Source organism: Mycolicibacterium alvei, from assembly GCF_010727325.1.
Taxonomy (GTDB): Bacteria; Actinomycetota; Actinomycetes; order Mycobacteriales; family Mycobacteriaceae; genus Mycobacterium; species Mycobacterium alvei.
The window spans coordinates 1,690,228-1,703,939 of sequence record NZ_AP022565.1; the positions used below are offsets into that span (position 1 = coordinate 1,690,228).

13 protein-coding genes are annotated in these 13,712 nt (G+C 67.0%); 7 read left to right on the forward strand and 6 right to left on the reverse strand.

All coding sequences use genetic code 11. The features are described from left to right. The first annotated feature begins 8 nt into the window (after positions 1 to 8). Entirely contained in the window at positions 9 to 1,187 is a 1,179-nt protein-coding gene (locus G6N44_RS08105) for an AAA family ATPase (RefSeq protein WP_163662801.1), read from the forward strand. Here G6N44_RS08105 and G6N44_RS08110 read toward each other — a convergent pair. Beyond that, entirely contained in the window at positions 1,184 to 2,065 is an 882-nt protein-coding gene (locus G6N44_RS08110; RefSeq protein WP_163662804.1) for an SDR family oxidoreductase, read from the reverse strand. The two genes, G6N44_RS08105 and G6N44_RS08110, sit on opposite strands and share 4 nt — an antisense overlap. Before the next feature lie 23 nt (positions 2,066 to 2,088). Next, positions 2,089 to 2,742 carry a TetR/AcrR family transcriptional regulator gene (locus tag G6N44_RS08115; protein ID WP_163662807.1) on the reverse strand — a complete coding sequence of 218 codons (654 nt, stop codon included), beginning with the start codon at positions 2,740 to 2,742 and terminating at the stop codon, positions 2,089 to 2,091. 128 nt (positions 2,743 to 2,870) lie between these two features. On the opposite strand from G6N44_RS08115, the gene G6N44_RS08120 reads away from it, so the two are divergent. Further along, entirely contained in the window at positions 2,871 to 4,352 is a 1,482-nt protein-coding gene (locus G6N44_RS08120; RefSeq protein WP_163662810.1) for a cytochrome P450, read from the forward strand. A 26-nt stretch (positions 4,353 to 4,378) separates the two neighbouring features. On the opposite strand, the gene G6N44_RS08125 is transcribed toward G6N44_RS08120, so the two are convergent. Beyond that, positions 4,379 to 4,873: a 2-isopropylmalate synthase gene (locus G6N44_RS08125; RefSeq protein WP_163662813.1), complete on the reverse strand. Its 495-nt coding sequence runs from the start codon at positions 4,871 to 4,873 to the stop codon at positions 4,379 to 4,381. A 190-nt stretch (positions 4,874 to 5,063) separates the two neighbouring features. Between G6N44_RS08125 and G6N44_RS08130 the strand changes: the two genes are divergently transcribed. Then, positions 5,064 to 5,825: a sulfite exporter TauE/SafE family protein gene (locus tag G6N44_RS08130; RefSeq protein WP_163662816.1), complete on the forward strand. Its 762-nt coding sequence runs from the start codon at positions 5,064 to 5,066 to the stop codon at positions 5,823 to 5,825. 18 nt (positions 5,826 to 5,843) lie between these two features. Here G6N44_RS08130 and G6N44_RS08135 read toward each other — a convergent pair whose 3' ends face one another. Together G6N44_RS08135 and G6N44_RS08140 are read right to left on the reverse strand one after the other, a co-directional pair. Next, the gene (locus G6N44_RS08135; RefSeq protein ID WP_163662819.1) at positions 5,844 to 6,908 is read right to left on the reverse strand and encodes a phosphotransferase family protein; all 1,065 of its coding nucleotides are present in this window, start codon (positions 6,906 to 6,908) and stop codon (positions 5,844 to 5,846) included. A 29-nt stretch (positions 6,909 to 6,937) separates the two neighbouring features. After that, positions 6,938 to 7,753, reverse strand: a complete 816-nt coding sequence (locus G6N44_RS08140) for a class I SAM-dependent methyltransferase (protein WP_163662822.1) — start codon at positions 7,751 to 7,753, stop codon at positions 6,938 to 6,940. A gap of 160 nt (positions 7,754 to 7,913) precedes the next feature. Between G6N44_RS08140 and G6N44_RS08145 the strand changes: the two genes are divergently transcribed. Next, complete coding sequence (locus G6N44_RS08145) at positions 7,914 to 8,588, forward strand: winged helix-turn-helix transcriptional regulator (RefSeq protein WP_163662825.1); 675 nt, start codon at positions 7,914 to 7,916, stop codon at positions 8,586 to 8,588. Between the two features lie 42 nt (positions 8,589 to 8,630). Here G6N44_RS08145 and G6N44_RS08150 read toward each other — a convergent pair whose 3' ends face one another. Then, on the reverse strand, positions 8,631 to 9,398 hold the full coding sequence (locus G6N44_RS08150; RefSeq protein WP_163662829.1) for an SDR family NAD(P)-dependent oxidoreductase: 768 nt from the start codon (positions 9,396 to 9,398) through the stop codon (positions 8,631 to 8,633). Between the two features lie 218 nt (positions 9,399 to 9,616). Here G6N44_RS08150 and G6N44_RS08155 point away from each other — a divergent pair, with 218 nt between their 5' ends. The 3 genes from G6N44_RS08155 to G6N44_RS08165 all read left to right on the forward strand — a co-directional run bounded on the left by G6N44_RS08155 (position 9,617) and on the right by G6N44_RS08165 (position 13,698). Further along, positions 9,617 to 11,140 carry an ATP-dependent DNA ligase gene (locus G6N44_RS08155; RefSeq protein ID WP_163662832.1) on the forward strand — a complete coding sequence of 508 codons (1,524 nt, stop codon included), beginning with the start codon at positions 9,617 to 9,619 and terminating at the stop codon, positions 11,138 to 11,140. Positions 11,141 to 11,254: 114 nt separating this feature from the next. Continuing rightward, entirely contained in the window at positions 11,255 to 13,561 is a 2,307-nt protein-coding gene (locus G6N44_RS08160; RefSeq protein WP_163662835.1) for a carbon starvation CstA family protein, read from the forward strand. Next, positions 13,561 to 13,698 (forward strand): YbdD/YjiX family protein, encoded by a 138-nt coding sequence (locus G6N44_RS08165; protein WP_276039088.1) that lies wholly within the window; start codon positions 13,561 to 13,563, stop codon positions 13,696 to 13,698. Before G6N44_RS08160 ends, G6N44_RS08165 begins: the two co-directional genes overlap by 1 nt. The last annotated feature ends 14 nt before the right edge of the window (positions 13,699 to 13,712 follow it).

A 13,712-nucleotide genomic window follows, 5' to 3' on the forward strand; every position in this document is an offset into this window, starting at 1 on the left:
TCGACACCATGCTGCAGACGATCGCGATCCGGGGTTACCGCTCGCTGCGGGAGGTGATCCTGCCGCTGGCCGAACTCACGGTGGTCACCGGGGCCAACGGCTCCGGCAAGTCGTCGATCTACCGGGCCCTGCGGCTGCTGGCGGACTGCGGGCGCGGCCAGGTGATCGGCTCGCTGGCCCGTGAGGGCGGTCTGCAGTCCGTCCTGTGGGCCGGTCCCGAGCAGCCGTCCGAGCACACCCAGGGCACCACCCGCACCCGCCCGGTTTCCCTCGAACTCGGCTTCGCCGCAGATGATTTCGGCTACCTGGTGGACCTGGGCCTGCCACAGATGGCCGGTTCCGGAGGTGAGCCGTCGGCATTCACCCATGACCCCGAGATCAAACGGGAGGTGGTGTTCGCCGGACCGGTGTTGCGTCCGGCATCGACGCTGGTGCGCCGTACCCGCGAATACGCCGAGGTCGCTGCACAATCCGGCCGGGGTTTCGATGAGCTGACCCGTTCGCTGCCCTCGTACCGCAGCGTGCTCGCCGAGTACGCCCACCCCGACGCGCTACCGGAACTCTCCGCGGTGTCGGATCGGCTGCGCGACTGGCGGTTCTACGACGGATTCCGGGTCGACGCCGGTGCGCCGGCCCGCCAACCCCATGTCGGAACCCGCACCCCGGTGCTCTCCGATGACGGCTCCGATCTGGCTGCGGCGGTACAGACGATCATCGAAACGACCTTCGACGATCTCGCCCGCGCGGTGGCCGACGCCTTCGACGGAGCCACGATCTCGGTGGCGGTCAACGATGGCCTGTTCGATCTGCAACTCCGTCAGCGCGGCATGCTTCGGCCGTTGCGTGCCACCGAATTATCCGACGGCACACTGCGTTTCCTGCTCTGGGCGACGGCACTGGCCAGTCCGCGTCCGCCGTCGCTCATGGTGCTCAACGAGCCGGAGACCTCGTTGCACCCCGATCTGATCCGACCGCTGGCCACTCTGGTCCGCGCGGCCGCCAAGCGGTCTCAGGTGCTGGTCGTGACGCATTCGGGTGCGCTGTTGGATTTCCTGGAGACCACCCCGGCTGCCGACGAGCAGCGGGACGCCGCGATCGAGGTCGAGCTCTACAAACAATGGGGCGAGACGAAGGTAGCGGGCTTCGGCATGCTCAACACCCCGTCATGGCACTGGGGAAAGCGTTAGCGCTGCGCGGATTTCGGCCGCAATGCCCGGCTGAACAACACGTTCACCTGACGCATGGCCACGCTGTAGGGCCACCATGCGGCCCGCTTGAAGGCGTACAGTGCGCGAATGTCGACCGACGTGTAGATCAGGAACCGGTTGCGCCTCATCCCGGCCAGGATCTTGTCGGCGGCTTTCTCCGCTGAGATGGCGTGACCGGCGAATCGGTCCACCCATTTCTGCACATTGGGATCTTCGCGGTCGACGCCGGCGATCTCAACAGTCTGCACCAGGCCGGTTTTCACCGCGCCGGGCACGACGACCGATACCCCGATGCGGTGCCGCGCCAGGTCGAAACGCAGCACTTCACTCAGCCCACGCAGGCCGTACTTGCTGGCGCTGTAGGCACTGTGCCAGGGCAGCGCGACAATGCCCGCGGCCGACGATACGTTCACCAGGTGCCCGCCCCGCCGGGCCTGCACCATCGGCGGTAGAAAGGTCTCGATCACGTGGATCGGACCCATCAGGTTGACGTCGATCATCGAGCGCCAGTGCTGGTGGGTCAGTTGGTCAACGGTCCCCCAGGCTGACACCCCGGCGATGTTCATCACCACATCCATCGACGAATGTGCGGCATGGATGTCGGCGCCGAACGCGGCCACCTGGTCGTAGTCGGAGATGTCCAGCGCCCGGTGCGCAGGCACCTCGGCGCCGAGTGCCTCGGCATCGGCGACGGTCTGGGTCAGCCTCGCTTCGTCACGGTCGGTCAGGTACAGCTCGGCTCCCTGCGCCGCCAGGGCGAGGGCGGTGGCCCGGCCGATCCCGCTTGCCGCACCCGTGATCAGACATTTCTTACCCCGAAAGTCCGCCCGGCCGTTACCCGCGGTATCACTCCCCATAGCGGTGAACCTTACCTGTGACGCTAGGCCTCCTGGCCACCCCACAGCGCGTTGAGCCACAGTCGCTCGACCACCTCGAGCGCACGTGCCGGGTCGGTGGCCCGTCCCACGAAGGCCGAGTCGTGCGAGAGCGTCAGCGCGGTGGTCGCCACCAGGGTGCGTACCAGCGCGGGAAGGTCGTCCGAGATCGGACGCGCCCCGTCGTCCTGTTCGACGAGGCCCACGATCTGCTCGATCACGGCGTCCTCGTAGTCGTTCATCAACTCCCGGATCTGGGCGTCGGTGTTCTGCGCGACGGTGCAGGCCGACATGATCGGATCGTTGGTGGCGAACACGGTGGCCGCACTGCCGACCATCCGCTTGGCGAAGGCGGCCGGTGTTTCGCCGGCGTCGCGGGGCGCGTAGTTGTGCGTCAACGCGGCGAGTTGTTCCATCGCCTCGGACACGATCACCGCCAGCACCGCGTACTTCGAATCGAAGTAGAAGTAGAAGCCCGACCGGGCCACCCCGGCGCGCTCACTGATCGTGCTCACCGACATGTCGGCGAACGACTGCTCTTCGAGCAGTTCCCGGACGGCCGTCACGATCGCTTCCCGCTGCCGGTCCCCCCGACTGAGCCGGGCCTGCGACCGGCCGGCAGGGCTGCTGCCGGCGCCGGGGATCGATTCGGCTGTCATGGGTTTAAACCTTTGCACCCATGACGCGCCACTTCAAAACTTGACATGCGTCAAGTCTGACAGTCAGGATGGCCTCACGTGGTGACATCGACCACACTTCGTCGGACTTTGTTGGTCAGGAGCGGCCCATGGCAACCATCAGCACCCCGCACTACCTGCTCGATCAGGCCAGGCGTCGGTTCACCCCGACGCCCAACACGCTGCCTGGCATGGGGCTCTTGGAGAAGCGACTCAAGGCCAAGCAGTGGGACCAGTTCGTGCTGGCCGACCCGCCGGCCGGCAGCGGCCTCAAGCCGGTCCTTGGCGATTCCGGACTGCCGATCATCGGCCACATGATCGAGATCTTCCGCGGTGGCCCCGAGTTCGTCCTGGAGCAGTACCGCAAGCACGGCCCGGTCTATTACGCTCAGACCCCGGCGTTGTCCTCGGTGATGGCACTCGGACCCGATGCCACCCAGGCGGTGTTCTCCAACCGCAACAAGGAGTACTCGCAGCGGGCCTGGGATCCGGTGATCGGACCCTTCTTCGAGGGTGGTCTGATGCTGCTCGACGGCGAGGAGCACATGTTCCACCGCCGGATCATGCAGGACGCCTTCACCCGCAGCCGGCTCACCGGCTACGTACCGCACATCGACTCCGTCGCCAAGGCCGTGATCGCCAACGACTGGGTACCCAACGACGCCAGGTTCCTGTTCCACCCGGCGATGAAAGAGCTCACCCTCGACATCGCCTCCGAGGTGTTCATGGGTGTGCCCGCAGGAACCGACCGCAAGCTGGTGACGACGGTCAACGAGGCCTTCAGCACCACCACCCGGGCCGGCAACGCGATCGTCCGCAAACCGGTGCCGCCGCTGTCCTGGTGGCGCGGCATCCAGAAACGCAAAACGCTGAACGACTACTTCTCCACCCGGATCGCCGAGAAGCGACGCGCCGAGAGCACCGACATGTTCAGCGTGCTGTGTCACGCCACCGACGAGGACGGCCAGAGCTTCACCGACGAGCAGATCGTCGCCCACATGATCTTCCTGATGATGGCCGCGCACGACACCTCGACGTCGACGATGACGACGATGGCCTATCACCTGGCGGCCAACCCGCAGTGGCAGGACCGGCTGCGTGAGGAGTCGGAGCGCATCGGCGCCGGCCCGCTGGACATCGACGCACTGGAGAAGCTGGAAACCTATGACCTGGTGATCAACGAGTCGCTGCGGATGCAGACGCCGCTGCCGTTCAACTTCCGCCGGGCGGTACGCGACACCGATCTGCTGGGCTTCTACATCCCGGCCGGCACCGACGTGGTGACCTGGCCGTCGATCAACCACATGCTGCCGGAGCTGTGGACCGATCCGCAGACCTTCGACCCGATGCGGTTCGCCGAGCCCCGCAACGAGCACAAGAAGCACCGCTACGCGTTCGCCCCGTTCGGCGGCGGCGCGCACAAGTGCATCGGCATGGTGTTCGGTCAGCTGGAGATCAAGACCGTGATGCACCGGCTGCTCAGCCGCTACCGGCTCGAGCTTGTTCATCCCGGCTATCGGCCGCGCTATGACTACGGCGGCATGCCGGTGCCGATCGACGGCATGCCGATCGTGCTGCGACCGCTGCACTGACGCATTCGATGGCCGGTTGGGCGCTGTCAGGCCGCCATCAGCCGATTGGCGCAGGCAATCACCGCGGACAGTGCCGACTGCACCGGGTCGTCGGCCAGACCCATGGCCCACTGGCTGTGCAGTCCGTCGCAGCCCTCGATGAACGTCGCGGTCCGGCCACCGGTGGGCAACTGGTGAAAGGACCTGGTCTCGACGGTGATGCCACGCGCGTAGAGCATCTCGGTCAGTGCAGCGATGGGTCCGCTCGCGGCCGCGGTCGAGGTGCTGATGGTGTCACCCAGGGCCAATGTGGCCTGGTAGTGGCGAGCCTGCGGACCCAGCCGGCCGGCTGAACGCCCGGTATCGGTGCAGGTCCACTGGCCCAGTTTCAATGCACCCGGGCCGGCTGCGTACTCGTCCAGGAATTGGTCCCAGGATGCCGACTCGCCGGCTTCGCGCAGGCCACGCGGCAGCGGGTTGGAGAAATGGGCGGCGAACGACGGCGGTGTGGCCGATTGCGGTGCCGATGTGCTGAGTTGCATGTGCCGGTCTTCTCTGACTAGAGGAAGTGACCGACGAAGTAGCGAACGACCCACAGCGGGGGGTCGGTCTGATCAGACCCCGCTGCGGGTTGCTACTACGAGTCGCCTTGGCACGTTGGCGATGCTAGACCCAGCCGGGTCGGTCACGCAAACATTTTTGACTCCGTAATCTCGGCAGAGTGGGAACGGCATGAGCGTCGGCGAGGTCGCCCTGCTCGTCCTGGCCGGGATTGCCGGCGGACTGACCGGCAGCATCGCCGGCCTCGCCTCGGTGGCCACCTACCCCGCACTGCTGCTGATCGGATTGCCCCCGGTCACCGCGAACGTGACCAACACCGTGGCTCTGGTGTTCAACGGCGTCGGATCGGTGCTGGGGTCTCGGCCCGAGCTGGCCGGGCAGCGCGAGTGGATCAAACGGATCATCCCGATCGCGGTGGCCGGTGGGGCGGTCGGCGCGGCCCTACTGCTGTGCACCCCGGCCGAGGGTTTCGAGCGGGTGGTCCCGGCTCTCCTGGCGTTCGCGTCGGTGGCGATTCTGCTGCCGCGCGGCCGCGGACGGGAGACCCGGGTGGCCAACCATCGAGAACATCGGATCAAGGTCACCATGGAGGCCGCGGCCATCTTTCTGATCACCGTCTATGGCGGCTATTTCGGTGCCGCCGCCGGGGTGCTGCTGCTGGCACTGCTGTTGCGGACCGGCGGCGCGACACTCGCGCATGCCAACGCCGCCAAGAACGTGATCCTCGGCGTCGCCAACGCGGTGGCGGCGCTGGCGTTCATCGTGGTGGCCCCGGTGTATTGGCCGGCCGTCATCCCGTTGGGTGCGGGGTGTCTGATCGGCTCCCGCCTGGGCCCGGTGATCGTGCGGCACGCACCGGCTGCGCCACTGCGGTTCCTGATCGGTGCGGCCGGCGTGGCCCTTGCCGTCAAGCTGGGGCTCGACACGTACTGATCCCCAGCGCGAAGCAACTCAGCCGAACGGGTTGTCGCCCTTGGTGACCCGCGTTCCCAGCCCAAGGAGATTCTCCGCCGAGGCGTGCAGTTGCTCGCCGGCGTCGCGGCTGGCCCGCCCGGCCAGGTAACGCGACCAGGTGCCCTCGATGACGATGCCGAGTTTGAAACAGGCCAGCGCCACATACCAATCCAGCCGATCTGTCTGGCGGCCTCCGGCGGCGCGGTACGCCTCGATGAGTTCACTGCGGTGGGCGAGTCCGCCGAGCGCCGCAAGCGCCGACCCCGCGTTGATCGGATTGGGATCGTCGGGCCAGCACACCAGCATCCACCCGAGATCGAGCAGTGGATCTCCGATCGTGCACATCTCCCAGTCGATGAACGCCGCCAGTTCGGGGGTGTCGCGGCGCAGCAGGACGTTGTTGAGGTGTGCGTCGCCGTGCATGATGCCAGGTTCGGTGTCGGCCGGTCGGTTGTCCTCCAGCCACTGCGCCAACTCCCCCACCCCCGTCAACGCCTCGGGCGAATACTGCTCGTGGCGGTAGCTGTCGAGCAGACCGAGGAACTGTGGAACTTGCCGGGCCAGAAAGGAACCCGGCCGGCGGATGGCGGCGAGTTCACTGTTCTCCCAGGCGACATTGCCCAGCTCCGCCAGACTGGCGGCGTAGGACAACCCGACCCGGTAGCGCAGGTCGGCGTCGTCGCGGTAGGCCTCGCTAACCTCGGTACCGGGGTTGAACCCGTCGACCTCTTCCATCAGGTAGAACACCACGCCGATCACGTCGAGATCGGTGCAGGCAGCGATGAACCCCGGATGCGGCACGGCCGAACCCGCCAAGGTGCGCAGCACCGCGATCTCCCGCAACATGGTCTTGTCACTGGTCGGTCGTGGGTGTAAAGGCGGACGCCGCAGTACCATTCGGCGACCGTCGACGCTCATACCCACGACGATGTTCTGGGTCCCGCCGGTCAGCGGTGCCACGTCGGTCAGGGTCGTTCCGATCCGCGCATCCTGCAACCACCGCTGAATGGCGTTCTGATCGGTGACACTGAGTGTCGGCAATTCCTGAACGTCGTCGGGCATGCAGTCATGGTGCCAGCTGCCCAGTCCGCTCAGTGCGTGTTCGCCACCGTCAGCAGGTATTCCCACGGCATCGTGGAACCGGTGAGGAACTTGTCGCCGAGCGCGGCGATCTCCGCGTCCAGGGCCGCAACCCGATCGGCGTCGGCGGCGATGGCCCGGTAGGCCGAGATCGTCGGACCGTAGTCGGCCTTGAAATGGTCACGGAATGCTGCGCCATCGGGGTAGGCGGTGACGTCCAGTTCCCGCCGCTCACAGGTCAACTCGCCGATCCGGTCGCCAAGGAGACCCCGCAGGTAGTCCTCGTCTCCCCACCTCGGCGGCGGGGACACCCCGGGTGGCGGTGCGGGCACGTACGGCTTCATGGTGGCGAACAACTGGCCGATGAATCCTTCTGGTGTCCAGGAGATCAGACCGATCCGCCCGCCCGGGCGGGTCACTCGCACAAGTTCATCAGCGGCCTGCTGGTGGTGCGGGGCGAACATCACCCCGATGCAGGACAGCGCGGCGTCGAACGAGTTGTCGGCATAGGGTAACGCTTCGGCGTTGGCCTCGGCCCAGTCGATCGTGACTCCGGCGTCAGCACTGAGCCGACGTCCCTCTTGGACCAGTTCCGGGCACAAGTCGCTGGCGGTCACCCGCGCGCCCGTCGCGGCGGCCGGAATGGCCACGTTGCCGGTGCCGGCCGCGACGTCGAGTACGCGGTCACCGGGCCCGATACCGCTGGCCTCGACCAGGACGGGCCCCAAGGGACGCACGATGGTCGCGGCGATCGCCGCGTAGTCACCCAGCGCCCACAGTGCCCGGTGTTTGGCCTCAAGCTCGATGTCGGTGGTCGTGACGTTCATGACGGACTCCTCTCGCGGATTGGCTTCATCGTCATTCCCCGCGGTCGGCGATTCCAGTACCAGATCTGTAGCGGACCCGGTTCTGGATCTGTACTGGCTTCCGGGCCCCGACAGCGGTGTACTTAGAAGGCCGCGCACTTTCCGGGGAGGAAGACCGCCGATGTCGACATATGGCCAGTTCTGTCCCGTGGCCAAGGCCATGGAATTGCTCGACGAACGCTGGACCTTGCTGGTGGTCCGGGAACTGCTGCGCGGCAGCGCGCACTTCAACGACCTACGCCGCGGTGTGCCGAAGATGTCGCCGGCCCTGCTGTCCAAGCGGCTCAGGTCGTTGGCCCGCGCCGGGGTGATCGAGCGTTCCGAGATCGACGGGCGGACAAGCTATTCCCTCACCGAGTGCGGTCAGGAACTCGCCGGCGTGGTCGACGCGCTCGGTTCGTGGGGGGTGCGGTGGATCGGTGAGCTGGGCGAGCAGGATCTCGATCCACACCTACTGATGTGGGATATGCGCCGCACCATTCCGATCACCAACTGGCCGCGTTCACGCACCACGGTCGCGTTCGTCCTCGACGGTGTCGCGCCGAAGGCCTCGAGGTGGTGGCTCACCGTGAGCGACGGGCAGGCCGATGTGTGCGATTTCGATCCCGGCTACGAACCGGCGGGGACCGTGCAGACCGACCTGCGCACGCTGGTCGAGATCTGGCGCGGCGATATCGGCTGGGCCCGGGCGGTGCTCGACGGCAGCGTCGCGCTGTCAGGATCTGCCGATGTCCGCCGTGCCATCCCGAAATGGCTGGGTCAGAGCACGGCGGCCGCGGTTCCCCGGCCGGCGTGACCGTTGACGCGAGGCGCGCCCCCGATCACGCCGGAACTCAGACTACTTGGGAGCGAAGCGCTGGCCGGCGTCCAGACGCAGGCACTGGCCGTTGAGCATCGGGTTCTCCGCGATCGCCACGGCGAGCTTGGCGTACTCCTCGGGCTTGCCCAGACGCTTGGGGAACGCGGCATCCTTGGTCAGCACCGAGGCGAACTCGTCCGGAATGCCCTCGGTCAGGCCGGTGGCGAACAGGCTCGGGGCGATGGCCAGGACCCGGATGCCCAGGCTGCCCAGGTCGCGCGCCATGGTCAGGCACATTCCGGCGATGGCAGCCTTGGACGCGGTGTAGGCGACCTGGCCGATCTGGCCCTCGAACGCCGCGATGGAGGCGGTGTTGATGATGACGCCGCGCTCTTCGGCCTCTTCGTCGACGGGCTCGTTCTTGCTCATGTGCCAGGCCGCGAGCCTGCTGATGTTGAACGTGCCGATCAGGTTGAGGTCGATGGTGGAGCGGAACGAGTCCAGGCTGTGCGGGCCGTCCTTCTTGATGGTGCGCTCACCGATGCCGCCACCCGCGGTGGTCACGATGATGTGCAGGCCACCCAGCGCCTTGACGGCCTCTTCCAGCACCTTTTCGGTGCCGTCGAAGTCGGTGACGTCGACGGCGAAGAACGAGCCGCCGATCGCGTCGGCCACTTCCTGGCCCTTGGACTGCGGTCGATCCAGCACGACCACGCTGGCGCCGCGCTTGGCCAGTGCCTCAGCAGTAGCGCGGCCGAACCCCGACGCGCCGCCGACGACGATAGCCTTCTTGCCTTCGATCTCCATCTAGCTCCCTTTCCAAAAATGACCGGAATCGTAAAGCAACCTATCCCATCAACCCTTCCCGTAAGCCTTTCGGGTTCCCCCTTCCGGTCCCCCTGCACCGCGAGCGCGCGCGGCTGTCTCCCGACACGCCGCATTTCGTCCACAATCAGCGCACGCCCGCCGCTGATGAGCGTGCACAAACACCGGAGGATGTCTGAGCCCAGTGGCACGCTGAGGCCGTGTTGCTCGCCGACATCGCTGCCGCATCCGCCGACATCGCGGGATCCTCGGGGCGGCTGGCCAAGATCACCCGCATCGCGACCGTGCTGTCCGCCGCCGCTGCCGGGGGCGACGCCGGCACGGTAGTGGTCACCGTGGCGTGGTTGTCCGGGGACCTTCCCCAGCGCCAGATCGGTGTCGGCTGGGCCGCGTTGCGTTCGCTGCCGGCACCGGCGGAGGTCCCCACATTGACTGTCACCGGGGTCGATGCCGCATTCACCCGGATCAAGGGAATCGCAGGTAAGGGTTCGCAGTCGCTGCGCGCCGATTCGGTGCGCGACCTTTTCGGGGCAGCCACGGGTACCGAGCAGACTTTCCTGCGGCGGCTCCTGGGCGGCGAACTGCGTCAGGGCGCGCTGGCCGGGGTGATGGCCGACGCGGTATCCCGCGCATCGGGTATCCCGGCAGCCGACGTCCGGCGCGCGGCGATGCTCGCCGGCGATCTGCCCGCGGTGGCTGCCGCCGCGCTGACCGGCGGCCCCGACGCGCTCGCCGGATTCCAGCTGCAGGTCGGACGCCCGGTCGGGCCGATGCTCGCGCAGACCGCGACCGGCGTCTCCGACGCGCTCGAACGGCTCGGCGGCGCAGCGATTCTGGAGACCAAACTGGACGGCGCCCGCGTGCAGATCCACCGCAAGAGATCGGAGGTGTCGGTGTTCACCCGCAGCCTCGACGACGTCACCCACCGACTGCCCGAGGTGGTCGAGGCGACGCTGGCATTGCCGGCAACCGATCTGATCGCCGACGCCGAGGCCATCGCCCTGCGGCCCGATGGACGACCTCAGCCGTTTCAGGTCACCGCAGCCCGGTTCGGCCGCAAGACCGCCGACGATCTCGAACCGTTGTCGGTGTTCATCTTCGATCTACTGCACGTCGATGGGCGGGATCTGCTCGATCTGCCCACCGAAGAGCGACTGGCCGCGCTCGACGCGGTGGTCCCGCCGGACCGGCGCGTCGAGCGCATCGTCACCGCCGACGCCGCGGTCGCGCAGCAGTTCCTGGATCGCACCCTCGAGGCCGGTCACGAGGGCGTGATGGCGAAGTCCTCGACGGCACCGTATGAGGCCGGCCGCCGCGGATCCGGCTGGCTCAAGGTCAAGCCCGTACACACCCTGGATCTGGTGGTGCTGGCGGTCGAGCGGGGGTCGGGCCGGCGCACCGGCAAGCTGTCCAACATCCATCTGGGCGCACGGGATCCGGACACCGGCGGATTCGTGATGTTGGGCAAGACCTTCAAGGGTATGACCGACGCGATGCTGGTATGGCAGACCGAGCGCTTCCACGATCTGCAGGTCGAGGACGACGGCTGGGTGGTCACCGTGCGACCCGAGCAGGTCGTCGAGATCGCCTTCGACGGGGTCCAACGGTCCAGCCGTTACCCGGGTGGTGTCGCGCTGCGCTTCGCGCGGGTTCTGCGCTATCGAGACGACAAGCTCCCGGCTGAGGCGGACACCATCGACACCGTGCGGGCATTCCTGACCTGACGCGACCCCGCCGGCCTGGCTAGGGTGCGGAAACCGGGATTCGATGCCGCGCGGTTTGGCGCGGTGAAAAGATCACACACGACGCGTACGACACTGGGCGAGCGAGGAGAGACCGTGGCAACACCGGAGGCCCCACCGGCGGATCGCATCGAGGAGCACGACGGCGACGTCACCTATATCCGCACCGACCGAGACCTCCCGCCGGTGGCGATCATCGACCGCTCTCCCATCACCGCCAAGCACAAGGCGATCTTCGCTACCGTCGCGGTGCTGGGCGCGGTCGCCTGGGCGATGATCGCCTTCTTCCGCGGTGAGACCGTCAACGCGGTCTGGTTCGTGATCGCCGCGATCTGCACCTACGTCATCGGATTCCGGTTCTACGCCCGGCTGATCGAGATGAAGATCGTACGACCCCGAGACGACAATGCCACTCCGGCAGAGCTTTTCGAGAACGGCACGGACTACATGCCGACCGACCGGCGGGTGTTGTTCGGACATCACTTCGCCGCGATCGCCGGTGCCGGCCCGTTGGTCGGCCCGGTACTGGCCATGCAGATGGGCTATCTGCCCGGCACGATCTGGATCATCATCGGCGCCGTCGTGGCCGGCTGTGTCCAGGACTACCTGGTGCTGTCGATCTCGGTGCGCCGCCGTGGGCGTTCGCTGGGTCAGATGGCACGCGACGAGCTCGGTGTGGTCGGTGGGGTCGCGGCGATCGTCGGTGTGCTGGTGATCATGGTGATCCTGCTGGCGGTCCTGGCCCTGGTCGTGGTGAACGCATTGGCCGAAAGCCCGTGGGGCGTCTTCTCGATCGCGATGACGATCCCGATCGCCATCTTCATGGGCCTGTACCTGCGTTTCTTCCGCCCGGGCCGGGTGTCGGAGGTCTCCCTCATCGGCGTGGCGCTGCTGCTGCTCGCGGTGATCTCCGGCGGTTGGGTGGCCGAAACCTCATGGGGCGCCGACTGGTTCACGCTGTCGAAGGTCACCTTGTCGTGGTGCATCATCATCTACGGCCTGGCCGCCTCGGTGCTGCCGGTGTGGTTCCTGTTGGCCCCGCGCGACTACCTGTCGACGTTCATGAAGGTCGGCACCATCGCCCTGCTGGCCGTCGGCATCCTGATCGCCCAGCCGGTGATGCAGGCGCCCGCGATCTCCCAGTTCGCGGCCAGCGGCACCGGCCCGGTGTTCGCCGGCTCACTGTTCCCGTTCCTGTTCATCACCATCGCCTGTGGTGCGCTGTCGGGCTTTCACGCGCTGATCTCCTCGGGCACCACGCCCAAGCTGCTGGAGAAGGAAAGCCAGATGCGGCTGATCGGCTACGGCGGCATGCTCACCGAGTCGTTCGTCGCGATCATGGCCCTGGTCACCGCGGCGATCCTCAACCAGCACCTGTACTTCGCGATCAACGCGCCGACCGCGGCCACCGGCACCACCGCCCAGACCGCAGCCGATTACGTCAACGGCCTGGGTTTGTCCGGGCAGCCGATCACCGCCCAGGAGATCACCGCGGCCGCCGAGGGCGTCGGTGAGCATTCGATCGTGTCGCGCACCGGCGGCGCACCCACCCTGGCCTTCGGCATGTCCGAGGTGCTGCATCAAGTGTTCGGCGGCGCGAGCCTCAAGGCGTTCTGGTACCACTTCGCGATCATGTTCGAGGCTTTGTTCATCCTCACCACGGTCGACGCCGGCACCCGGGTGGCCCGGTTCATGCTGTCCGACAGCCTGGGAAATCTCGGTTGGCCGCTGAAGAAGCTGCGCAACCCCAGCTGGCGGGCGGGCGCGTGGGCCTGCTCGATCATCGTCGTCGCCGCGTGGGGCTCGATCCTGCTGATGGGTGTGACGGATCCGCTTGGCGGCATCAACACCCTGTTCCCGCTGTTCGGAATCGCCAACCAGCTGCTGGCCGCGATCGCGCTGACGGTGGTCACCGTGGTGGTGATCAAGCGTGGGTTGGTGAAATGGGCATGGATTCCCGGCGTTCCGCTGTTGTGGGATCTGGCCGTGACGATGACCGCGTCGTTCCAGAAGATCTTCTCCGGGGATCCGAAAGTCGGCTACTGGACCCAGCATTCGCAGTACGTCGCGGCCAAGGACGCCGGTAAGTCGGCATTCGGGGCGGCCAAGAACCCCGATCAGATCGACGCTGTCATCCGCAACACCTTCATCCAGGGCACCTTGTCGGTGGTGTTCGCGGTGTTGGTGCTGATCGTGTTCCTCGCCGGTGTCGTGGTGGCACTGCGGGCGCTGCGTGGCGCGGGCCCAGCGCTGGCGCTGGACGAGGAGGTGCCGTCGCGGACCTTCGCACCGTCAGGACTGATCGCCACTCCGGCCGAGAAGGAGGTGCAGAAACAGTGGGACGCCTTACCCGGAGCACACTCCAGGCCGCACGCCACATCGGGTGGTACTGGTCAACATTGATGGGCGACAACCATTATCGGCGCTACGTCGCGCACCGAGAGCGCACCCATCCGGGTGAGCCGGTGCTGTCCGAACGGGACTACTGGAAGATGCGGCACGCCAACACCGAGGCCAATCCCGGCGCGCGTTGCTGCTGAGCCGAGCGCTCACC